At 59.7% G+C, this 21,105-nt stretch carries 22 protein-coding genes; 9 read left to right on the forward strand and 13 right to left on the reverse strand.

The features are described 5' to 3' along the window. Both VIM98_RS06870 and VIM98_RS06875 read right to left on the reverse strand, forming a co-directional pair. The coding region (locus VIM98_RS06870; RefSeq protein WP_414650199.1) for a glycoside hydrolase family 3 N-terminal domain-containing protein at positions 1 to 764 on the reverse strand (764 nt) is incomplete at its 3' end. A 149-nt stretch (positions 765 to 913) separates the two neighbouring features. Continuing rightward, positions 914 to 1,927 (reverse strand): LacI family DNA-binding transcriptional regulator, encoded by a 1,014-nt coding sequence (locus VIM98_RS06875; RefSeq protein WP_331992359.1) that lies wholly within the window; start codon positions 1,925 to 1,927, stop codon positions 914 to 916. 328 nt (positions 1,928 to 2,255) lie between these two features. Between VIM98_RS06875 and VIM98_RS06880 the strand changes: the two genes are divergently transcribed. Both VIM98_RS06880 and VIM98_RS06885 read left to right on the forward strand, forming a co-directional pair. Then, entirely contained in the window at positions 2,256 to 3,770 is a 1,515-nt protein-coding gene (locus VIM98_RS06880; protein WP_331992396.1) for an MFS transporter, read from the forward strand. Positions 3,771 to 3,931: 161 nt separating this feature from the next. Further along, the gene (locus VIM98_RS06885) at positions 3,932 to 4,426 is read left to right on the forward strand and encodes a YkgB family protein (protein WP_331992360.1); all 495 of its coding nucleotides are present in this window, start codon (positions 3,932 to 3,934) and stop codon (positions 4,424 to 4,426) included. Between the two features lie 169 nt (positions 4,427 to 4,595). Here VIM98_RS06885 and VIM98_RS06890 read toward each other — a convergent pair whose 3' ends face one another. Both VIM98_RS06890 and VIM98_RS06895 read right to left on the reverse strand, forming a co-directional pair. Next, a complete protein-coding gene (locus VIM98_RS06890) occupies positions 4,596 to 7,001 on the reverse strand; it encodes a membrane-bound PQQ-dependent dehydrogenase, glucose/quinate/shikimate family (protein WP_331992361.1) in 2,406 nt (801 codons plus the stop codon). 458 nt (positions 7,002 to 7,459) lie between these two features. Continuing rightward, entirely contained in the window at positions 7,460 to 8,041 is a 582-nt protein-coding gene (locus VIM98_RS06895; protein ID WP_331992362.1) for a hypothetical protein, read from the reverse strand. Between the two features lie 190 nt (positions 8,042 to 8,231). Here VIM98_RS06895 and VIM98_RS06900 point away from each other — a divergent pair, with 190 nt between their 5' ends. Together VIM98_RS06900 and VIM98_RS06905 are read left to right on the forward strand one after the other, a co-directional pair. Beyond that, entirely contained in the window at positions 8,232 to 9,101 is an 870-nt protein-coding gene (locus VIM98_RS06900; RefSeq protein WP_331992363.1) for a DUF6216 family protein, read from the forward strand. Between the two features lie 149 nt (positions 9,102 to 9,250). Then, positions 9,251 to 9,658: a hypothetical protein gene (locus tag VIM98_RS06905; RefSeq protein ID WP_331992364.1), complete on the forward strand. Its 408-nt coding sequence runs from the start codon at positions 9,251 to 9,253 to the stop codon at positions 9,656 to 9,658. A 314-nt stretch (positions 9,659 to 9,972) separates the two neighbouring features. Here VIM98_RS06905 and VIM98_RS06910 read toward each other — a convergent pair whose 3' ends face one another. Beyond that, positions 9,973 to 10,680, reverse strand: coding sequence for an MBL fold metallo-hydrolase (locus VIM98_RS06910; protein ID WP_331992365.1), 708 nt, complete (start codon positions 10,678 to 10,680; stop codon positions 9,973 to 9,975). Here VIM98_RS06910 and VIM98_RS06915 point away from each other — a divergent pair. Together VIM98_RS06915 and VIM98_RS06920 are read left to right on the forward strand one after the other, a co-directional pair. Beyond that, positions 10,567 to 11,001: a substrate binding domain-containing protein gene (locus VIM98_RS06915; RefSeq protein ID WP_331992366.1), complete on the forward strand. Its 435-nt coding sequence runs from the start codon at positions 10,567 to 10,569 to the stop codon at positions 10,999 to 11,001. The two genes, VIM98_RS06910 and VIM98_RS06915, sit on opposite strands and share 114 nt — an antisense overlap. A 140-nt stretch (positions 11,002 to 11,141) precedes the next feature. Continuing rightward, on the forward strand, positions 11,142 to 11,678 hold the full coding sequence (locus tag VIM98_RS06920; RefSeq protein WP_331992367.1) for a carboxymuconolactone decarboxylase family protein: 537 nt from the start codon (positions 11,142 to 11,144) through the stop codon (positions 11,676 to 11,678). Between the two features lie 50 nt (positions 11,679 to 11,728). Here VIM98_RS06920 and VIM98_RS06925 read toward each other — a convergent pair whose 3' ends face one another. Next, on the reverse strand, positions 11,729 to 12,691 hold the full coding sequence (locus tag VIM98_RS06925) for an AraC family transcriptional regulator (RefSeq protein WP_331992368.1): 963 nt from the start codon (positions 12,689 to 12,691) through the stop codon (positions 11,729 to 11,731). Positions 12,692 to 12,800: 109 nt separating this feature from the next. Here VIM98_RS06925 and VIM98_RS06930 point away from each other — a divergent pair, with 109 nt between their 5' ends. Both VIM98_RS06930 and VIM98_RS06935 read left to right on the forward strand, forming a co-directional pair. Further along, the gene (locus VIM98_RS06930) at positions 12,801 to 13,337 is read left to right on the forward strand and encodes a carboxymuconolactone decarboxylase family protein (protein WP_331992369.1); all 537 of its coding nucleotides are present in this window, start codon (positions 12,801 to 12,803) and stop codon (positions 13,335 to 13,337) included. 30 nt (positions 13,338 to 13,367) lie between these two features. After that, positions 13,368 to 13,949 carry an HPP family protein gene (locus VIM98_RS06935; protein WP_331992370.1) on the forward strand — a complete coding sequence of 194 codons (582 nt, stop codon included), beginning with the start codon at positions 13,368 to 13,370 and terminating at the stop codon, positions 13,947 to 13,949. A 78-nt stretch (positions 13,950 to 14,027) separates the two neighbouring features. On the opposite strand, the gene VIM98_RS06940 is transcribed toward VIM98_RS06935, so the two are convergent. The 4 genes from VIM98_RS06940 to VIM98_RS06955 form a co-directional block, all read right to left on the reverse strand. Continuing rightward, the gene (locus VIM98_RS06940) at positions 14,028 to 14,450 is read right to left on the reverse strand and encodes a YybH family protein (RefSeq protein WP_331992371.1); all 423 of its coding nucleotides are present in this window, start codon (positions 14,448 to 14,450) and stop codon (positions 14,028 to 14,030) included. 16 nt (positions 14,451 to 14,466) lie between these two features. Further along, on the reverse strand, positions 14,467 to 15,255 hold the full coding sequence (locus VIM98_RS06945; RefSeq protein ID WP_331992372.1) for an enoyl-CoA hydratase/isomerase family protein: 789 nt from the start codon (positions 15,253 to 15,255) through the stop codon (positions 14,467 to 14,469). 9 nt (positions 15,256 to 15,264) lie between these two features. Next, positions 15,265 to 16,200 carry an alpha/beta hydrolase gene (locus VIM98_RS06950; protein ID WP_331992397.1) on the reverse strand — a complete coding sequence of 312 codons (936 nt, stop codon included), beginning with the start codon at positions 16,198 to 16,200 and terminating at the stop codon, positions 15,265 to 15,267. A gap of 109 nt (positions 16,201 to 16,309) precedes the next feature. Then, the gene (locus VIM98_RS06955) at positions 16,310 to 16,783 is read right to left on the reverse strand and encodes a MarR family winged helix-turn-helix transcriptional regulator (protein WP_331992373.1); all 474 of its coding nucleotides are present in this window, start codon (positions 16,781 to 16,783) and stop codon (positions 16,310 to 16,312) included. Positions 16,784 to 17,105: 322 nt separating this feature from the next. On the opposite strand from VIM98_RS06955, the gene VIM98_RS06960 reads away from it, so the two are divergent. After that, entirely contained in the window at positions 17,106 to 17,966 is an 861-nt protein-coding gene (locus tag VIM98_RS06960) for a hypothetical protein (RefSeq protein WP_331992374.1), read from the forward strand. 37 nt (positions 17,967 to 18,003) lie between these two features. On the opposite strand, the gene VIM98_RS06965 is transcribed toward VIM98_RS06960, so the two are convergent. The 3 genes from VIM98_RS06965 to VIM98_RS06975 all read right to left on the reverse strand — a co-directional run bounded on the left by VIM98_RS06965 (position 18,004) and on the right by VIM98_RS06975 (position 21,038). Then, a complete protein-coding gene (locus VIM98_RS06965) occupies positions 18,004 to 18,411 on the reverse strand; it encodes a DUF2000 family protein (RefSeq protein ID WP_331992375.1) in 408 nt (135 codons plus the stop codon). A gap of 52 nt (positions 18,412 to 18,463) precedes the next feature. Beyond that, positions 18,464 to 19,312: an AraC family transcriptional regulator gene (locus tag VIM98_RS06970; protein WP_331992376.1), complete on the reverse strand. Its 849-nt coding sequence runs from the start codon at positions 19,310 to 19,312 to the stop codon at positions 18,464 to 18,466. A 214-nt stretch (positions 19,313 to 19,526) separates the two neighbouring features. Beyond that, entirely contained in the window at positions 19,527 to 21,038 is a 1,512-nt protein-coding gene (locus VIM98_RS06975; RefSeq protein ID WP_331992377.1) for a PLP-dependent aminotransferase family protein, read from the reverse strand. Between the last annotated feature and the right edge of the window lie 67 nt (positions 21,039 to 21,105).

Here is a 21,105-nt window from a genome sequence, read left to right on the forward strand (position 1 = left end):
CCCTGGTCCTTGCCGTCGCGGGTGCCACCATCGCCAACGAAATGCTTGGCGGTGGCGATTACGTGCTTACTGTCCAGGAACTGCGGAGTCCCCGGCCGGCCTTCCAGTCCACCGATCACGGCGGCGGCGTATTGCGCTACCAGCGCTGGGTTCTGCGAATACCCTTCATAGGAACGACCCCAACGCACATCCTGCGGCACCGTGAGTGTCGGCGCGAATGTCCAGCCGATGCCGCTGGCACGCAGTTCTTGCGCGGTGACCTCTCCGATATCGTGGATCAGTTGTGGATCGCGTGTCGCGCCCAGTGCGGAGTTCTGCGGAAAAAGTGTGCTGCCGACGAGGTTGTTATGGCCGTGCACAGCGTCGATGCCAAACAGCACCGGGATCGCTACCCCTCCCTTCGAGGTATCCATCGAAGCGCGGTAAAACGCGTCGGACAATGCCTGCCATTGCGACGCCACAGGGTACGGCTGCCCGGCCGGCTTGGAGTTTCCGCCGGCGAGGATCGAGCCCAGGCGGTACTCGCGCACATCGTCCGGCGTTACGTCCTTGATGTCGGCCTGGATCATTTGCGCGACCTTGTCTGCCACCGACATTTTCGCGAGCAAAGCCTGGATCCGGGACTCGATCGCCGGATCGGTCGGCAGCGGCGAGTTGCCCTTCGGCCACTGCTCCGGGTGCACGACGGTCGCATCGCCAGCGATAGCGGGAACGATCGTCAGCAGCGCGCTGGCAAACAACGGGGCTATGGAAACGCTTCGCAGGAACCGACTCGACAGCTGCAGCAATGGCACGACAAAGCCCCTGATTGGCGCACCGGCGGCGCGCGTCTGGGCTGCATGGTGGCAGAAATGACAGCGCTGTCAATTTGCTTCGCAACATGGCGCCGACGCGTTCGGCCGAGCAAGGGATATCAGGGGGCGGCAGCCGTCGAGCCGCGGATCTGCAGGGAGAAAGGCACCTGCACCAGTTTGGCCGGACCGTGACCGCGCAACATGCTGAGCAGTTGCTCCGCTGCGAGCCTGCCCATCTCGCGACTGGGTTGCTGGATCGTGGTGAGCGCCGGCCACAGCTGTCGTGACAATGGAGTATCGTCGAAGCCGCAGACCGACAAGTCGTGCGGCACTTTCAGGCCGTACTCACCGGCTGCCCACATGACGCCGGTGGCCATGTCGTCGTTGGCAGCGAACACCGCTGTCGGTCGCTCGGCCAGCGAAAACAACTGCCGAGCCGCTTCCACGCCGGAGCCGAAAGTGAAAGCGCCCTGCACCACCAACGCCGGATCCTCCGGTATGCCAGCGGCAACCATTGCCTCACGATAGCCGGCCAGTCGCCAGCGGCTGGCACCATGATTGGCGATGCCAATGACGTGAGCGATCCGCCGGTGGCCCAGCTCCAGCAGGTGCTCCGTGATCGCTCGCGCAGCCCGCTGCTCGTCCATCATGACGCCGATGGTTTTGCCGTGCCGCAACGGCGACACGCTGGCATATGGCACGTTGCGCTCGCGCAGACGCTTGAGCAGCGGCGTATAGTCGGTGATCGGCGGCGTCAGCACGACGCCATCGGGGTGATGGTCGGAAATCAATGCATCCAAGCGACGAATGAAATCGCCGTCACGCATGCGCAGCGGGCGAACCATCATGCTATAGCGGTGCGCGTCGCAGGCTTCGAGTACGCCGTCCTGGATCTCGGCCAGATAGGTCGAGGCCGGGTTGTCGTTGTTGTCATACAGCATCGCCACCAGGAACGAGCGATTGCCCGCCAGGCTGCGCGCCGACGGGTGCGGGCGATAGTCCATCGCCTCCATGGCAGCGCGCACGCGCTCCCGCGTGGCGTCGGTCACGTTGGCCTCATCATTGAGTACGCGCGACACTGTCTTGGGCGATACGCCCGCTGCGCGCGCCACGTCTTCGAGGCGTACCCGCATGGATTCTCCACGGTCATCACACTATCGATTGACTATGCCGCTAGAGCCCTTCGCTTTACAAGGACGATCGGCTGTGCGGCATCTCCCTGCGCAGGCGCCGGCTGTCGCACTGCGATCCCTCCCTCATGCGAAGCCATCTCCTGCAACAGGAGCCGATGCTGCACTTGCAGCATGCGGGACGCGCCACACCATGACATAACTGTGGCTGGAGGAGCCCCATGACACTGAACGACCATAGCGCAGCCCTCATGCTGCGCTCGTACTAAGCATGCCGCCAGCGAACGAGGCCGCACGGCACGACATGACCTATAACCAGGCGCAGGCACCGATGACACAGAAATCCACACTGTCGTTCTGGCAGATCTGGAATATGTGCTTCGGCTTTCTTGGCCTCCATTTCGGCTTTGCACTGCAGAACGCAAACGTCAGCCGGATCTTCCAGACACTGGGCGCGGACGTAAACGACATCCCTGCCTTGTGGATCGCCGCCCCGCTGACAGGGCTGATCGTGCAACCGATCATCGGTCACTATTCGGACCGCACCTGGAACCGCCTGGGTCGGCGCCGGCCGTACTTTCTGGTTGGAGCGGTGCTCGCCTCGCTGGCGCTCCTGTGGATGCCGAACGCGCCGGCGTTGTGGGTGGCCGCAGGCCTGCTGTGGATCCTGGATGCATCGATCAACGTGGCGATGGAGCCATTCCGCGCCCTGGTCGGCGACCAACTGCCTACGCGGCAACGACCTGCCGGTTATGCGATGCAAAGCTTCTTCATCGGCGCCGGTGCCGTGGTCGCCTCGATGTTGCCGTGGATCCTGGCGCAGTTCGGCGTGACCAACGTGACGGCGAACGGAGGCATCCCCGATACCGTCAAGTACGCGTTCTACGGCGGCGGCGCGGTCTTGCTGGGCACGGTGTGCTGGACCATCGTGACGACGCGCGAGTACCCCCCTTTGCAGCTGCAATCGTTCGACGACAACGTGGCGGACCGGCCGGCGGTGGATGCATCAGGCGCGTGGCGACCGGGCCTGCTACTGCTGCTGACCGGTATCGCGATATGGTTCGCGATCAGGCACTTTGCATTGGAAAAAGAGGTTTACCTGCTCGCCGGCGGCCTGATCGTGTTCGGCCTGCTGCTCACCTGGCTGAGCCGCACCCGCAGCCATGGGATGTTGCGCGAAGTGATGGGCGATCTCTATGGCATGCCCATCTCGATGCGGCGCTTGGCCGGGGTGCAGCTGTTCTCCTGGTTCGCGATGTTCGCGATGTGGATCTATACCACCGCTGGAGTGACGCAGACGATTTACGCTACCGCCGATACCGGCTCATCCGCTTACAACGAGGGCGCCAACTGGGTCGGCGTGCTGTTCGCCGCGTACAACGGGTTTGGCGCGCTAGCCGCCATGGTTATCCCGCTCATGGTGCGCCGGTGGGGCCTGCGCATCAGCCATGTCATGAACTTGTGCCTCGGTGGAGCCGGCTTGCTGTCGTTCCTGTATATCCGCGATCCCCACTGGCTGCTCGCGTCGATGGTCGGTGTCGGCTTTGCCTGGGTTTCGATTTTGTCCCTGCCTTACGCACTGCTATCGGACACCCTGCCGACGGCCAAGATGGGCGTCTACATGGGTATCTTCAATTTTTTTATCGTGATCCCGCAGTTGCTTGCCGCCAGCGTACTCGGGTTGCTGTTGCGACTGCTCTTCCATAATCAGCCGATCTGGGCGCTGGGCCTCGGCGGCGCCAGCCTGCTTACGGCAGGTCTTTGCACCCTGCGCGTAGCCGAGCCGGTAGGCTGTACGCGATCGGGTGAGTGCAATTCTGCCGGCTTATGCCGCACTCGCGATTGATACTTTTGAGCATATTGCTAAGATTATTTAACATTAATAATCTCTACCCTCCTTCGTAAAGTAGCCCCGTCGCCAGATCGACCCGAGCGGACATGACACCGCCTTCGTGGCCAGATTCGTACGGCGCGCCACCTACCGACCTATCTTATGAAGGAAAACTCATGAACGCCCTCCTCCAGCTCGTCGCCAAATCCGGTCTTCTCAAGAAAGACTTCGACTACCACCTGCTTCGCGCCGCGATGGTCGTCATCTTTGCGTGGTTCGGATACGACAAGTGGTTTCAATCGGAGATCACGGCATTGGCGCCGCTGATCGAGCACGGACCGCTCATCTTCTGGACGATTCCGGTCTTGGGCATTCGCGGCACCGCCATCCTGCTCGGTACCGCCGAATGGACGTTTGGCACGCTGTTGCTGTTGGGTTTCTGGAACAAGAGATTGGGCGTGTTGGGTGCCATCGGCTCCATCGCCACCTTTATCTCTACGCTGACGATCCTTCCGTTCGTTCCCGAAGGCTGGGATGCGGGTGCCGGTGGATTTCCTGCGATGGCGATGAATGCGGCCTTCCTTTTGAAGGATCTTGTTCTGCTGGTGGTTTCGGTCTATTTGCTCAGGGAAGATACGATTCGCGCGTTGAACCTTCCACGCAAAGGTTGATGCGATTGAATGAGTTATACGCTGCATAAAGGGAGGCCGCCAGGCCTCCTTTTTTATTCTTGTTGCTGGATCCAGCCGCCGGTGTAGCAGCCTATTGAAATAACCCTGCGGAGCCTCTGGAAAAAAGCTTGCAGAGAGTCGGGAGCAGCGCGCTAGCACTAACTCTAGGCTATCGGCCCTTGGCGGGAGATGTAGGCAAGGCGTACGCCACGACGTAATCGCCCGATCGCGTCTTCAAGCCGCCGTGGCCTCCCGCCGCGATGACGACATATTGCCGTCCATCCGCTCCTTCGTAGCTCATTGGGGTGGCCTGCCCACCGGCCGGCAGACGCGTGCGCCATATCTCCTGGCCTGTGCGTTCGTCGAAAGCGCGCAAATAATCGTCCGCGGTCGCCCCCATGAAAATGAGGCCGCTACGGGTGATGATGTTGCCGCCGATATTGAAGATGCCCGTTGGCAAGGGCACATTGAAATGCAAGCCAAACGGACCCGTGTCCCGCGTGGTACCGACGTCGTGCTGCCAGACGATTTTTCGAGTAACCAGATCGACTGCTGCCAGCTGACCCCATGGCGGTGCTTTGCAGGGAACACCCAGCGGATTCAACCAGGGCGTCACCTTGGTGGCATAGGGAGTGCCGTATTGCGGATTCCATGCAAAATCCTTGGCATGCGGCGGATTGCCTTGTCCGTTCCACTTGGGAACATCGCCGCTGTCCTCCGGCTTCTCACGCGGAAATGATTGCGCGACAAAAGGAATGAAGCTGGTATTGACCACAAGCAAATGGCGAAGCGGATCGATCGAACCACCATGCCAATCGATGATCCCATCGAACGCTGGATAAACCAGGGTCTTTTGCGTAGTTATCGGTGTCAACGCCCCGTCATAGCGCATGCTGCGCAACTGGATACGGCACACCAGTTGATCCAGCATGGTGGCGCCCCACATATCGCGCTCCCGAATAGGCGGCGGCGCAAACGACGGCATGCCCGTCGAATACGGCTGGGTCGGCGCCACGTGATCCCCCGGCAAGCCGCCTTGCGGAGCCGGCTTTTCGGTTACGGCGGCCAAGGGATGTCCATCGCGCCGGTCCAGTAAAAATACTTCTCCACGCTTGGTGGTCTGGATCAGAGCCGGCACGGTTCGCCCCGCCCCATCCGGAAGATCCACGAGAGATGGGCCAATAGGCACATCCATGTCCCACAAGTCATGATGTGTGGTTTGAAAATGCCACCGCGGCTGTCCGGTTTCGATATCCAGAGCCACCGTGCTGCTCGAATACTTTTCGTCAAAGGACCGGCGATGCGCGCCGTAATAGTCGGGCACCGCATTGCCGGTAGGCAGATACACCAGACCCAGGCCGACATCCGCGGTGTAGACACCCCATGCGTTGGGTGTACCGCGCGTCAAGACGTCTCCTTGTTGAGGATGCGCCACCTCGCCCGGTGCACCCACGTCCCATGCCCATATCAAAGTCCCTGTGACGGGGTCGAAGGCACGCACGGCACCGGAAGGTTCATTTTCCGATTGCCCATCGTAGATCCAGCCACCCAGGATGATGCGATCCTTGACGACCAGCGGTGGCGAGCTGACAAAGTGAAAGCCCTTGCCGATCGGCCCCAGGTATTGGGTTAGCGACACGAAGCCATGATCGCCAAATCCTTCGCACGGCTTGCCCGTTTCGGCGTTCAAGGCAACCAGGCGTGCATCGGCGACGGGAGCGATGATACGCCTGGGACAATCGGTGCCCGGAGGTGCTTCGTAATACGACACGCCACGGCAGTTCACGTAGGCGTTCTCGCTGGTGTCCGCATGCGGGTCGAAGGTCCATCTGGCCTTGCCGGTCACCGGGTCCAGTGCAATGACATGGCTGTGCGGTGTGCACAGATAAAGGCCGTCGCCCACTTTGATGGGCGTGACCTCGAAGTTGAATTCATGATCGTTCTTTGTATCGTTGGGATAAGGCAAATCGCCCGTTCTATAGGTCCACGCTGGTGACAGCTGCGCCACATTGGCTGGCGTGATCTGGCTCAACGGGGTAAAGCGTTCGCCGCGTGGTGTCCGGCCGTAATACACCCAGTCGCCCGGTGCCGCAGCAGCATCGTCGCTGGTTGCCGCGGATGCCGTGGAATCTGGCATCGGCGTGGACAATGCTGTCGCTCCCGCGAGCATCGAACCGGTCGCAGCCATGGCAACAAGCAACAAGACAAAGGTAGCGTGCCTCACAGGGCTGCCCTTTTTCAGATCGCCCAGCTTCAAACGGACAGGCGGCATCCACAACCAGAGCAACATGAGCGTCGGCAGCAATACCCGCGGCTCCCAATACCAGATGCGAAAGCCGCTCTCGAAACCCGCCCAGATCACCGTACCCAGCCAAGTAGCGCCATATACCGCCAACGCCGCGCGCCGACGCTTCCAGAGCAAGCAGGCGGTCCATAAAGTGCCTGCACCTGCCAGCACGTAGTAAAACGAACCGCCCAAAATGACCAACCAGACTCCGCCAATAAACAGCCACGCGCCGATAAGGGCGTACAGAACGGTGGTGATAGTCGGACGCTGGGCCTTCAAGCGAGTCATCAGCACACCTCCGGGCAGACAACCCATGGTGACCATTGGCGATCATGGCAACGTGCAGCAAATCCGAACCAGGCCTTCACAACCGCGCGGTGGGGCAGACAATCCGAAGAACTTCAGGGCATGGGCAGCCCCGCATGGCGAAGTGCCTTTGTGTACTCGTGCGCATAATTACTGTCCCTGACGAGTCCGCTAACCGGCGAATGCCCGGTGCGGCAGGGACGGGAAATCGTTCGGGCTGGCCAGCGGAAAATGGCTGCCAAACACAGCCCGCAACCGTTGTGCCGAATGGTTGAGGTTCTCGATCGCGCACACGACACGTGCGCCATTGAAGGCCCACCTGTCTTCGATTGCCTACTCGTTGCAGACAGCCAGGCGCCGGGCGACCAGGGTCGAGCGGATAAAGCTGATTATCGACATGCTAGCGCATGGCGAGAAATTTCACTGACCCTCTGGCTCGATCAGCCGCCGTACTCCTTCGGAATGGACAGGCCGGGGCGCTCCCCCTGCCAGTAGATCGTCACCACCCACCAGCGGTGGCCGTCGAACAGCAACTGGAAGCTGTTGATGCCACGCTGGAACGGCTTGGCATTGACCTCATGGCGCGATTCGTAGGTGCTGAACACCTGGGCAATGTTGCCGAAACGATCCTCAGTGCGATGTGCCTCGCGCTCGAAGAAGCCATCCTTTTTCAGCAAAGGCTCGCCCAGTCGAATGTAATCCTCCACGCTCATCACATGTGCCGTGGTGAGGCCGTCCGACCCTGTGTGCGCGGAAATCAGGCGTGCGCCTGGCACGAACAGCGAACGCATGCGATTCCAGTCGCGCTGCTGCCCTTTGGGGCCTGAAATGACGTCGTAGACGGCTTGGATGATGGCGCTCTCCGAAGACACATCCGAGGGACGCGCAGCTGGCGCTCCGGCCGCGCTCGCTGCAGCTTGAGCGGATGCAGGAGCGCTTTGCGAAGCGGCAGGCTGCAACGACGCTCCTGCAAGCACCAGGGCACAAAACACCGTCGACTTACGAAGCGATAGAAGATTCATGGCCTGCTCTGTGTCGGTTGTAAAGGTGGCGCGTAACGGTTTGCACCATAAGGAGCATGGCGAGCGAAAGGCAAGTGCGGTTCGTCATCCCGAGCCCTCCTCTGCCTGCACGACAGGCGGGACCGTCACGTGCGTTTCGCCGGTACGTACAAACAACGTTATCGATGACAACCTTGTCGGGAGGCAAGCCATGGACTCGCCGGATTTTTTGAGCCTGATTAACGACGTGGTCGATCCCTGGAAGGTGGTTATTGCCCCCTTCCTGCTTGGATCTGCCGTTGTCTGGCTATGCCTCCGAAGCGGATCTCTGCATATGCTGCTGTCACGCCTGTGGCTTTTCCTCTTCGGAAAGCAACGGCACGATGATGCCGTCATCCAGGACTATCTCAAGCGCCGAGGGGCGCTGATGCAGTTCCGCCTGATGACCGGCATGAGGGCCAGGACAAGATCGCATGCTCACGCATTGATCGAATGGTGCGAAGCCAATGACGAGGAGATCGGTGCGATTCGACAATGCGGCCCCTACTTTGACCGCGTCGAACTTCGCTTGAAGCCGGAAAACAAGTTGCCCAGCCGCCTGAGTCAGACCCTGAAATTCGTCGCCATCGCTGCGTGCGCATATATAGCGGTGCTCTTTATTGTGTTGACCGTACAGCCAGGGGTTTTTGCTTCCGTCAAAGGAGGAAGCGGGACATGGATGGTTTTGACTGAGCACCGGATTTCCCGCCCGATGCGCTCGAATTTTTCTTCTGCCGATTGCGTGGCAGGATACGTACCCATCAGTGCGAACACGGGCATTCCCAGGAATGAGGTTCCGACAGCCTGCTCCTGGTTGACGCATAAGGGCTTGGACGACTATCTCAGGAAAAGCCGAAGGGAGCAGCGCATCGTGTTTGCATTTCCCATTGCCCTCTCTCTCTGGATGGGCCTGTCAATGTTCCGATGGTGGATGGCAGGTACTGCAGCGCTGGAAATGCTTGGCCGCTTAAAGCGGTTGGATGCTTCGCCGGCTGGAGCCGTCAAGGACGAGGTCGACTCGACAGGCACGATGGGCGCGTGACTGGACCTTGCGTCCCCTGACGACAATATTTTACGACCGATTAGTCAGGCTTATGGCCTAACAGCGGGTAACCGCTGCCATGGATCAGGCTTCCGAAAGATAAGGATCGGCATAACATAAATACATATCCACCGCCGGGAGAGACTGCCATGCCTGCCCTAATTAAAGTCCTGGCCCTGAGTGCCATGACCCTTGCCGTTTCCGGTCAAGCCCTGGCTGCCGACAAAGACGCGCCTGCCGCCGAACTGGCCAAGAGGCTGGAGGGCCGGGTGGCCGGACCGCCTGTGGATTGCATCAACCTGCCTCAGGCCCAAGGTACCCGGGTGTATGACCGCACGGCCATCGTGTACGACTTCGGGACGACGATCTACGTCAATTACCCCAGGGGCGGTGCCAGTTCATTGAACAGCGACGATATCTTGCTGACGAAGACATACACCACCCAACTGTGCAAGATGGATATCGTGCGTATGCTCGACCGGACGGGGCACTTTCCGAAGAGTTTCGTGAGCCTTGGTCCATTCATTCCCTACAAGCGGCCAACTGCGGGGAAGTAGTGGTTCCAAGCTGGACAGGACTTGTGAAGACGGACGCCATCTCTGTGGGAGCGACTTTGGGGAACCTCTAAAAAACTTCGGTTTCCATCGTGGCCCCTCTGTCGGCCGCAGTAAACAGCAACCCATGTTGCACCGCCGGGCGTGCGAGTGCGCGATCGAGCCACGCTCGCACCTGAGGAAATCGGTCGAAGCCGACCAGTTCACGGTGCACACCGATTAATTATTGCTCTCCCCGGCAAAGACGGAGGAGAGGGAGCCGTTCTGCGCAAGTACGCGGCATCGATGCTCTCTCTAGCTGCGATGACCGGGCTTCACTACTTCACTTCGCTGTCAGCGCTTTGCAGATGACTATAAGCTGCGGGCACATTGACCTGATGGTGCGCCCAATCGAACAGGCTGTATTCGTCATAGTCCGCCATCTCGACAGCCTTCAACGTATCTTCTACCGATCGACCTTCCTGGATCGCCGCCTGGACAGCGCTATCGAGTTCGCGAAGATAGCGAAGCGGAAATTCGATATCCGCCGGACGCATCGGCCGGCCGTGCCCGGGGATGATCGTAGCGTCTTCTGGCAGGAAGTCGCGCACACGAGCGAGCGTTGCCATCGTTTCCTTATGCCGCCCCTCCAGAAGCCACGGCAAGGCCGGTGACGGTGCCTGGATCATGTTGCCTACCCACAACACCTTCGCGTCAGGTGCCCAGATGACGAGATCGCCGGGTGTCTGCGCAAACCCGAAATGACGGATTTCCACGACGCGTCCGCCAAGGTCGACGCTGATCATGTCCGGCACAGTGATATCGGCAGAGCGTGACTGCACGCGTTCGATGCCTTTTCCTTTACCCATCAACCCGAGCATGAACTGGCGATCGTCCTCGAAATTCTCGTCCATGTAGCGCTTGGTCGCGGGATGTTGAATGACGACGGTGCTATCGGGAAACAGGTAGTTTCCATAAGCGTGGTCGCACCGGACTATCTCGCCGAACGTGGCATACCTCGCCGGCTGGCAGATCTGGATCAGCACGACTGCATCCTGCTTACCCCAGTAGGCAGGTGGCCTTTTGTGATCGACGGGGAACTCCACCGGGTGTCGCTGTCGGGACGCTTTACCACGGCAAGCGTGGAGGCGGTTCGGGCCATCGCTTTAAGTGGATCGGGCATCGCCATGCTCGGGCATTGGGATGTGCGACAACACCTGGCCTCGGGGCAACTGGTGGAGCTTACGTTGGAAGACGCAGCTACTGAGCAGCTTTCCATTTGGGCAGTCACGCCGACACGACGTTATACGCCGTCGCGCGTAAAGGCTTTTCTTGACGCCCTCGAGCAGGCACTCTCCCGCGATTGATGTGCACTCACATCGAGCGACGCAACGACTCCGATGCGCCGCTTGAGACGAATTGGCATGAAATGACAATTTTTGAGCATTAAAAGGATCGCCTTCCGCAACTAAAGTGACTCCACCTCAACACACACACGGAGTTACTTATGTCACGCATTTTTACCCCACCCGTCGATGCTGCTACGGGTGCCACCGCTGAAGTATTCGAGCAGATCCGCAAAGCCGCAGGCGGCGTTCCCAACACCTTCGCTGCCATCGGCGCTTTGAACCCTGCGGCACTGCGGGCCATCCTCGCTGCCGACGGCGTCCTGGCTCACGGCACCCTCGCCAAGCAGGATCAGGAAACCATCAAGCTGGTCGTCAGCGCTGTCGCCGGTTGCGACTATTGCGTTGCCGCTCACAGCCTGCTCGGTAAGATGGCCGGACTCAAGCCGGACGCGCTGGCTCAGTTGCGCTTGGGCGGCGCGACTGGCGATGCCAAGCGTGATGCGCTGGCGCACTTTGTCCGCATATTGACGAAGACATCGGGAACGATCGACGAGGAGGAGTTTACGGCGATCAAGGATGCCGGCTACACCGACGCGCAATTGGTGGACATCAGCCTGGCTATTGCGACGACCGTGTTTACTAATGTGTTCAATCGCATCAACGATACGGACATCGATTTTCCAGCGGTTAAATAAGCGGCCCACGAAGGCGCCGCAACGCTCTCCGTAGCCTTCGTTCAAAGAATTCAGACCTCTTCCGTGGCTTCGGCCTGCTTTCGCCAGCGCGCCGGAGTCACGCCCATATGCAGTTTGAAAGCCCTCTGGAACGCGGCTTCGGATTGATAGCCCACCGCTTCGGCAATGGCGCCCGTGGAGGCTGTCGTCGACCTTAGCTCGTTCGCCGATAGTGTCATGCGAATATCGGTAAGCAGATCGCTGGCCGATACACCGAGTTTCTCCTGGAACAGGCGGACGAACGTCGCTCGCGACATGTTGCACTTCGCCGCAAGCAGCGGAAGCGTCCACGGATAACCCGGGTTGTGAAACATGGCATCCAGCGCAGGGGCGAGTCGCGGATATCCCGCCAAGGCCAGCAATCCGGCGGGAGCCTCTTTTGACTCGCTGGCAAACCGCAGTGTCAGGGCAAACAAGGCGGTCGACAAAGCATCGAGCATCGCGCGGCCACCTAGAAAATCGGCCGTCGTCTCCGCCTGCATGAGTGCCATGAGCCCGTGCAGTGCCACACCGCTTGTCTGGTCGGTCGGCGCTGTCGAAGCGACGCCCGTGCGCACAATAAGGCGTGCTGGAAGATAGCGGCGCAGAAGGCGCGCATGCGCCGGCGACAGCGCAAACCGCCCGCATAGCATATCCAGGCGATTGCCTTTGCCGGTGTTCTCGCTGAATACGACGTTGGCGGCAACGCGGTTCGTTGCACGCCTGGGGCGAGCTCCACCGCCATCGTGCAGGGTATGCGCGTCGCCGTTCGCCAGCAGCAGAATGTCACCGGCCCCGAGGATTTCCGGCTCCCCTCCATGGGGATCGACTAAGGACGCCGAGCCAGCCAGAACAATGTGGTAGGCCATTTCGCCGCCTGGAAAGGCTCCCTGATCGATCCGCCAAGGCGCCCCGTATTGGCAACGCAGATCGAGCTGCCCACGTACCGGCATGATTTCCAGCAGTCGGCTCAGCCAATCGAGCGGTGGAGACATGGACTACCCCGTTGATACTTTCGAGCATAAAAGGAAGACTTTACAACATTAACGGGCTCGCCATCGCTGCGTAAAGTGCCACCACCACCTGAACCCAAGGAATGCAGTCATGCAGCGCATCAACACCCCAAAGCTCGAGTCGGCAACCGGCGCTGCCGCTGCCATTTTCGAGCAGATCCGGGAATCCACCGGTTCCGTGCCGGATTGCTACGCGGCTGTCGGGCATCTCAATCCCGCGGCGCTGAAGGCTGTTTTGCAAGCCGATGGTGTCCTGACCTCCAGTTCGCTACGAAAGCATGAGCTGGAAATCGTGAAACTTGTTGTGAGCGAAGCGGCGCGTTGCGATTACTGCACGATCGCCCATGGGTTGTTGTCGCTGCTTGCCGGTGTTTCACCCGTCGCACTGGAAGCCATTCGCAGCGGACAACCGACAGGCAACCACAAACTGGATAACCTGGTTCGCTTTGTTCGCACTGTTGTAACCACGCAGGGTGCGGTCGACGAAGAGGCTGTGGCCGACATTCGCTCAGCCGGTTATACCGATGCGAACCTGCTGGACATCAGTCTGGCGATTGCAGTGACGACCTTCACCAACGTCTTCAATCGCATTAACGACACACCGATCGATGTCACTTCGTTCGTCTGATCGATCGCCCACGATGACCGAGGCTCGACCATGTCTATCGAATGCATTCATGACGCTAAAAGGAACTTTTGCCTGTACTGGATTGCCGCTGCGCTGTTTATCGGTATTGCAGCCATAGGGTTCGTTCCCTCGCTGGTTCTGGGAAAGCATCCGGGCACCGCGCCCTTGCTCGCTCCGATGGGCGCTTCGGCATTGCTTATGTTGACCATGCCCAAGAGTAGTCTCGCGCGACCGCGGACCGTGCTTATAGCAAACGCGGTTGCTACAGCCATCGGGTTGCTCACGCCACATCTGATCTCATCCATGGTCTTTGCCAGTGCGATGGCCATGGCGATCGCAGTGACCGCCATGGGGATGTTGCGTACCGTTCATCCGCCGAGCGCCGGCTTGACCTTGTTCGCCGTGTCTCGTGGGACGCAGCCTTTGTCGCAGAGCCTGGATTTCCTGACCAGCGAAGTGATGCTTGCCACCGTACTCTTGGTTGTTTCAGTTTTCATCGTCGCCTCGGGAACGCCGGGGCACAGCGCCTCCAGCACGTTGTGGCACAGCACACTGGATCCCGGCGTTCGCCGGGATGACGAGCAGGAGAGGATTTTTAGAGGCTCCCTTTAGTGGCTCCCACAGAAGAGTCAGTTTTTCGAGACTCCCTTCGGTCAATGGGTGCCCGGCGACCGCATGAAAAAAAACATGTCATTGCGCGGGAACTGGCACGATCGACGTGATCCTCCATCCATCGCGTGTCCGTGCAGCAAATTCATTAACCAGGAAACGGAAAGTCGTCTCATCGCCTCCCGCAGGGCCAGCCGTAACATGCGTAGGCGCGAAGATATGGGCGGCATCCGCGCTGATCGGAAACACCTTGATTTCGTCCACCTCGGGCTCGAAACGCCAGGTGCCGGCAAATACGGTCCGGAAATGGTCGAGTACTGCTTCACGTCCCCAGAATCGATAGGCGCGCGCGACAAAATTTACCGAATCGGGCTGCCCAGGCTCCGTGTTGGCCAGCACGGCAGCCATGCCGTCGATATCGTGTGCCGATTCGGCTGCCGCCTGGCGAAGAAACAATGCGCGGATCTCTTTAATATCCGCATCGGTAATGGTGCGTTCTTTCATAGAGGTTCCTCGGTCATTACTGTCCGGTAAAATGGAGTGCGGGACGAGGCTTGCCTGCACGAAGGGCATCGACCGCCGACTTGATGCCTGCTCGGACATCGTCCGTATCGAACAAAGGCATTGCTATGTCGAGCATGACCTCGTCGGCGGCAGCTATGCCTCCAATAGACCATGCGCGTAGCAACGCTTTATGCGCCGCGTAGGCTCGCGTTGGCCCACGCGCGAGACTTCGAACAAACTCCCTTGCCTCACGATGCAGATCGCCTTCGGCGATAACTCGATTGACCACACCGCTCTGCCTCATCTCACTGGCCGAGACAGGCTTCGAGTTCAGGGCCCACTCCGACGCTCGCGCACGCCCTGCTCGCTCAGCCACTCGGTAGATGCCGCCGAGAAGAGTCACTATCCCCAGGGTCTGTTCCGGATGCCCGAAGGTCGCGTCGGCACCCGCAAAGATCACATCTGCACGCAGCGCCAGCTCAAAACCCCCTCCAAGACAAATACCTTGGACAGCAGCCACAACAGGCATCGGAAGCCGCTCAAACCGGTTGAATACAGCCAAGTATCGTTCGAAGCGGGCTCTGAGCTGGCTTACTGGATTATCTGGCCATAGCTGGATGTCGCCGCCAAAACAGAAATTGTCACCATCTGCCTGCAACAGGACGGCGCGCGCGCCAAGATTCTCTATGGCTTCGACGGCTTCATTGAGCTCGTCCACCATTCTGTCATCGACGCGGTTTTGCGGAGGATGCTTCAGCGTAATGGTTGCTATGTCGTCCACTATGTCGAAAGTCAAACGGTTCATGGAGCCCTCTCAATGTTGTGCGAGATGTTCTTCAAACCATCCAAGCGCCGCTGTACTCGCGCTACTGAACTGCGATAGATAAGGGTCGAAATGCCCGCCTTGGATCGTAACGAGCTTTTTGGGTTGCAGGGCGCGCTCATAAGCAGCAAGCGCAAGATCCGTGACAGTGATTGTGTCGTTTAACGCCACGATCATGAGCAAAGGTGTGGGAGAAACGCGCGCGACCCATATACCAGGCTCGTACATGCGTGCTGCGCGCGCCGACCTCAGTGTGACGTGATTTCCCCAAGCGGTCTGAGCGTCCAGTTGCAAGTAGAAAGCCGCCGCCTCCTGCGTCCTGTAGGCGGCAGATGTCGCCGGATCCAAGCTGACCACCGCTTGGCGAATGGGCTGCTCACCACGCAGTTGCGCGCGCTCGTCCTCGGCGAACGCCTCCTCGACAGCTGCCACAGCATCCGGTGCGATGCGCCGCAAACCTTGTTCGAAACCACTGATGGTCGGCACTTGGGACACTACACACTTGATGCGCCGGTCCGTTGCGCCAAGAACGAGCGCATGCCCTCCTGCGTAGCTCGTTCCCCACAAGCCGATTCGACGAGAATCGACTTCGTCCAGACTCTCCAGATAACTGATGGCGCGTCGCCAGTCGGCAATCTGCCTCCACGGATCGACGTCCTGCCGCGGCAGGCCTTCACTGGCCCCAAACCCGCGATGATCGTGCACTAATACGATAAAACCATTTTCCGCGAACCGCCGAGCGAAACGGTCGAGGCCGTGCAACCGTGTGCCGGCATACCCATGTGCCATGGTGATAGCCGGGAGCGGGCCATTGCCGCGAGTTGGCATGTATAGCCACGCCCCTAGCTTTATTTCGCCTTCGCCGACAAATTCGACATCTTTGCGTTCAACCACTTGAGCCTCCCTGATCGGTTTGCCAGACAACACGTTCAACGCTTTGCCCTCAGCGACAACGCCATTCCGTGATAAAGGAACAGCCGTTGCGATGTTTTGTCTTATATGCCCATATTTGGCATGCCGCGTCGTTCGAGCGCGTTCACGAAACTGCCAGTTTTCCGTCAGGTCCGACCAAACCCAGTCGTGCGATTCGATACATCGTCTGTCGCATCGCGAGCGCGTTGTTTTCGCCGAACTCGCGCTCGAACAAGGCTTGAGCCAGCTCCCAATGGGGACGAGCCTCAGCCTCGAGTCGCAGCCCTTTGTCCGTCAATCGGACTTCGCGCTCGCGTCGATCGATCTTCCCTATCGTAATTGTCAGCAGCCCGTCCCGTTCCAATGGTCGCAGGTTATGCCCCAGGGTCGCGCGGTCGAGTATCAGCAAGGACGTCATTTCGCTCATGGTCATGGGGCCATGCAACACCAGGTTGGCCAGAATCGTGTACTGGTTTGTCCCTAACCCAGTCGCCGCCAGGTGAGCATCGTAGAAGCGCGAGACGTGTCGCGCAGCTTGGCGCAACGAGGTGAAGTTGCATCGCAATGCGTCTTTACGACCTTTCCTGCTTGCACTCATAAGGGCCTCATGTCCGCTTTTCCAGGATAATAGTCTCATATAAGACAAATTGCAAGGCTTTCGAAGTTGCAGCGACGACAGGCCGCCTGGGTTGAGTTCTGGGGGAGGCGGCAGTCCACTTGATCGTCCTGTCATGGCCGCTGGCCGGAGCGCCCGCTGTAGCACAAACGCGCCACGCGGCGTCCGCCGTGACTGATTAATAATCGCTGCCTGCTAGGACTGGGAACCATTCACTAGTGCAGAAGCACGCCGTTTGCCGAAGAACGCGCGTATTTGCATCCATCATCTATAGAGCAATCAGGGGCGCCGCATGGAAACCCTTATGCAGTTTCAGATTGGGGCCACAGGAGTCAATGCCAATGAGTGGATCCAGCCCACCATTTGCACCTTCAAGAACCAGTTCCACTGCTTTTACGGTGAACTGGGCAGTGGCCGCATCAAGCACGTTCGGTCATCGGACGGTATTCATTGGGATGTTGCCCATCAGACCAATGTCGGCGACAGCCGGGGGCGGCCCTCGTGCTCCATCGTCTTTTGGGGACAGATGCATGTCTTTTATCGCCACGGACGTGGCGAGATCCTGCATATACGCACCACCGATGGGGAGACCTGGGATACGCCGTACAACATCGGCTGGGCGACGGAGGACAGGTCGGGAGCGTCGGTAGCCTCATTGGACGACAGTTTCGTGCTCGTCTACAGGAACTACCAGGGCGACGGCATCATGTATTCCAAGTTTACCGGTGGCTGGAAGCATGGAAACACAGGACATACATCGCGTGCGCCACGCCCGGGTATTGTCGCTTATGGTGGGCGCTACCATCTGTTCTACAAGGACGGCGGCGATAATGGCCACAACCGCGGCATCATGCATGCTTTTTCCAATGACGGCGAAACATGGATGGGGGCGACGCCTTTCCATGTCTCGAATACTGAGACCAGCGCATCGCCTATCGCTGTCGGCTACGGCGCCAAGCTTCACCTTTTCTATCGAGATGCCAGAGGCAATGCCATCTTCCACGCCGCTTCCGTCAATGGCTTCGAATTCGAGCCGGCCGCTCCGTTTAACATAGGGCTCGACCTCTACGATGGACCATCTACCGCGGTGCTCGACAATACGCTTTGTCTTATCGGTGTCGAGGCAAATGGATCGAAGGTGATGCGCGCGGTCCACAAGCCGTAGTTTCAGGCCGAGTGCATCCCATCATGATGGGGTGCACTCAGGCGTGAAGCTCGAATCCTTTGAGCACTTTGTCGACGCCATTCTTCGGACCGCGAATGCCGATACCCACCAGATTCATTGAATCGACGGCTTCAACGAGGAAAGCCTGGCGGTTGGCCTCGTCATTTCCGGTGCGGAACATAGCCTCGACGTACGGAATGACCAGCATGCTGCGCTCGATCGCTTTTTGGCGCGCATGGCGCAGCTCTTCAACATCCGCTCCAAAGACTACTATCGGTTGCACGAGCATGCTGCCGTAGCGCGTGCCGGATGCATCCATATATGGCTTCCCGATCGCCTCGGGGGCTGCGGCTGCAATGCCTGTGGCGAGAAAGGCAGTGACGTTCAGTTTTTGCCAGGTCGGCAGATCGTTGCGGACGACCAGGGCCACTTTGGTATCGAACATGGCAGATCCGAAGTAAATGAAAGGCCAGATGATCGATCGACGCACTGTCCCGTTATAGAACGTTTGTGCAGGCTTGCTGGTAAGCGCCGGGGCCAAGACCGTAAGCCCGCCGGAACCAGCGACCCAGATGACTCTGGTCGGCAAACCCGACTGTCGCCGCTACGTCGGCAGGCGCTTCGCCGGCGGCCAGGCGCCGGCGAGCCTCCCTCAGCCGAACATTGACCAGATAAGCGTGAGGGGATTGGCCAATGGCCGCAGTAAACATTCGGTTGAGGCGAAATCGATCCATGCCCGTGTGACGAACCAGATCGGCCAAGCCGATATCCATGGCGAGGTTGGCGTGAATAAAGTCGCGGACCTGCTCTACGGCCGGTGCACGCGCGGTCTTGTGGCTCATTGATTCATCGTCAGCAAGCTTGCCTTTGAGGGCTCGCAGCAAGGCCTCCACGCTCAGATCGCGCGCAAGCCGTCCCTCCTTGCCATGCACGGCTGCGAACGCGCGGAGAATGGCTTTGCGCAGGCGCTCATCGACCCCCAGCGTATCGCGGAACCACCCGGATAGACTGGATAGCGGGGATGCGCCCCCTGCATCCGGTTCGCTCTCCATCCATGACCGGGGAATGTAAAGCATCGCATAGGTAAATCCAGCTTCCTCGGGTGCGTGCCCATCATGAACCGCGCCAGGCTCGATCACCATGATCCGGCCCTTCGTGCTGGTATGCATTGCGCGTCGGCATCGAAACCGCTGCACACCGTGCAGCGTCACTCCGACCAGAAGTTCATCGTGCGCATGGGCATCGTAGGCATGCCCCTGGAAATGGGCGCGCAGGCTTTCGATGCCGCTTTCCTCGTCACGGCGAAGCTCCAGCCAGTTTGACGATGCGCTCCGTTGGATGGACACGGCCAGGAAAGAATTCTCGGGAAGGACAGTCTACGACTTTCGCAGGGGGCGGGAAGCTTCAATTCGCAGATCCGCGAGCTCAAGCGGAGTTCTGAAGACGCCAAGCCCCGCCTGATATTCCCTTCACTGTTGCTTGCCGCCAGCGCCAGATGGGTAACGACGGCTGCCTTGCGGCCGGGTTCGACTTGCACAGAGCGTCATGGACAGCCCGAGATCAAACCGCCGTCAAGCTCGGCTCCGTTACACATGTTTCCTCAAATCGGGCGGCAGACAAGCGCCTTTCCACTGCTCGATACGCTTCGGCAATACGTGCCCCTGCCCGCTTGAGATTTGCCTCCGATACCCCTGCATAGCTGAGTACCAGCGTGACATGATTGGGTGGCGTTCGATGGAAGCGTTCGGCAGAACGGATAAGCACGCCGTGCGCCAAGGCCTCCGCCAGCAATGCTCCAGTGGCGCTGCGTGGCAGTTGAGGCAAGTGCAGGAAGAGCGATCCTCCCGCTACCGTACCGATCACCTGCATCGCGTTGCCGAGGGGCTGCTGCAGTGCATCGTGCAAGGCACGGTGCCGAGGAGCCAGGCGATGTGCGATGCGTCGCAGATCGCGCAGGTACTGGCCGCTGAGGATGCACATGGCAAGCACGTGCTGCTGCATCGAGATGCTGCCGCGATCGGCCAGCCACTTGACCGCAAGAAATTGCTCTCGCAATTGGCGTGGCACCAGCATGTAGCCCAATTGCAGGGCCGGAAACAGGGAACGCGCAAAGCTGCTGACGTGGATAACGCGGCCGTGGCGGTCCAGCGACCACAACGAGGGGCAAGCGCGCGTGCCGAAGCGGTGTTCGCAATCGAAATCGTCCTCTACCAGGCACGCATCGTGCGCGTAAGCCCATCTCAGGAGAGCCCTGCGCCGCTCCTCCGGCATGACCGCGCCGGTAGGAAACTGAAAGGACGGCGCGACATTAATCAGCCGTATACCGTCCAGTGCCGTCGCATGGCGATTGATGTCCATGCCATGCGGATCCACCTGGCAAGGCACGATGCGCGCCCCCAAAGCCTCATAGGTATGGCGCACACTCCAGTGGCACGGCTCTTCCACGCCCACGCCGTCGCCTTCGTCGAGCAGGACACGGGCGATGAGGTCGCGCGCCTGCTGGGCGCCACTGACGATCAGGATGTCGTCCGGATCGACCTCGATCGCCCGCTCGATGCTCAAATAACTGGCCACGGCTTTGCGCAGATCGACGGCACCTTGCAGCTCGGGAAAATCGGGTGCATCGCGGCGACGCAGCAACGTCGTCAAATTCTGCATCCATGCCTTGAGGCTGCGATAGTCGGATTTCACACGAGGTTGCGCAAGATCGATCGCCTCCCCTTCGGGCGCAAGCATTGGCGCCTCAGGTAAAGCAGGCCGCACGGCCCGCTTCGCCAGGCGGGACAAGCGCGGGACTTTGATCGCGTCCACCCGCTCCTCCGAGGGTGCTTTGCCCGCGGATACGCCAGAGCGACGCGCACACACGTAAGCCCCGCTGCCCGCGCGCGATTCCAGGTAGCCCTCGCTTTCCAGCAGGCTATACGCCATCAATACGACCGTGCGGGAGACTCCCAGGGCAACAGACATCGATCGGGTTCCGGGCAGGCGCGCCCCCACCTGGAAACGTCCCGAATCGATATCCCGTCGGATCGACTCGGCGAACTGGACATACATCGGCTCGTCGTTTTGCACCCTGCTCGCCATCCATCGCCCCCCGGGGGCGGTTCGAAGTGGTCACATCGAAAAAGTCCGCGACCGG

The sequence above is a fragment of the Dyella sp. genome (assembly GCF_036568765.1).
Taxonomy (GTDB): domain Bacteria; phylum Pseudomonadota; class Gammaproteobacteria; order Xanthomonadales; family Rhodanobacteraceae; genus GSA-30.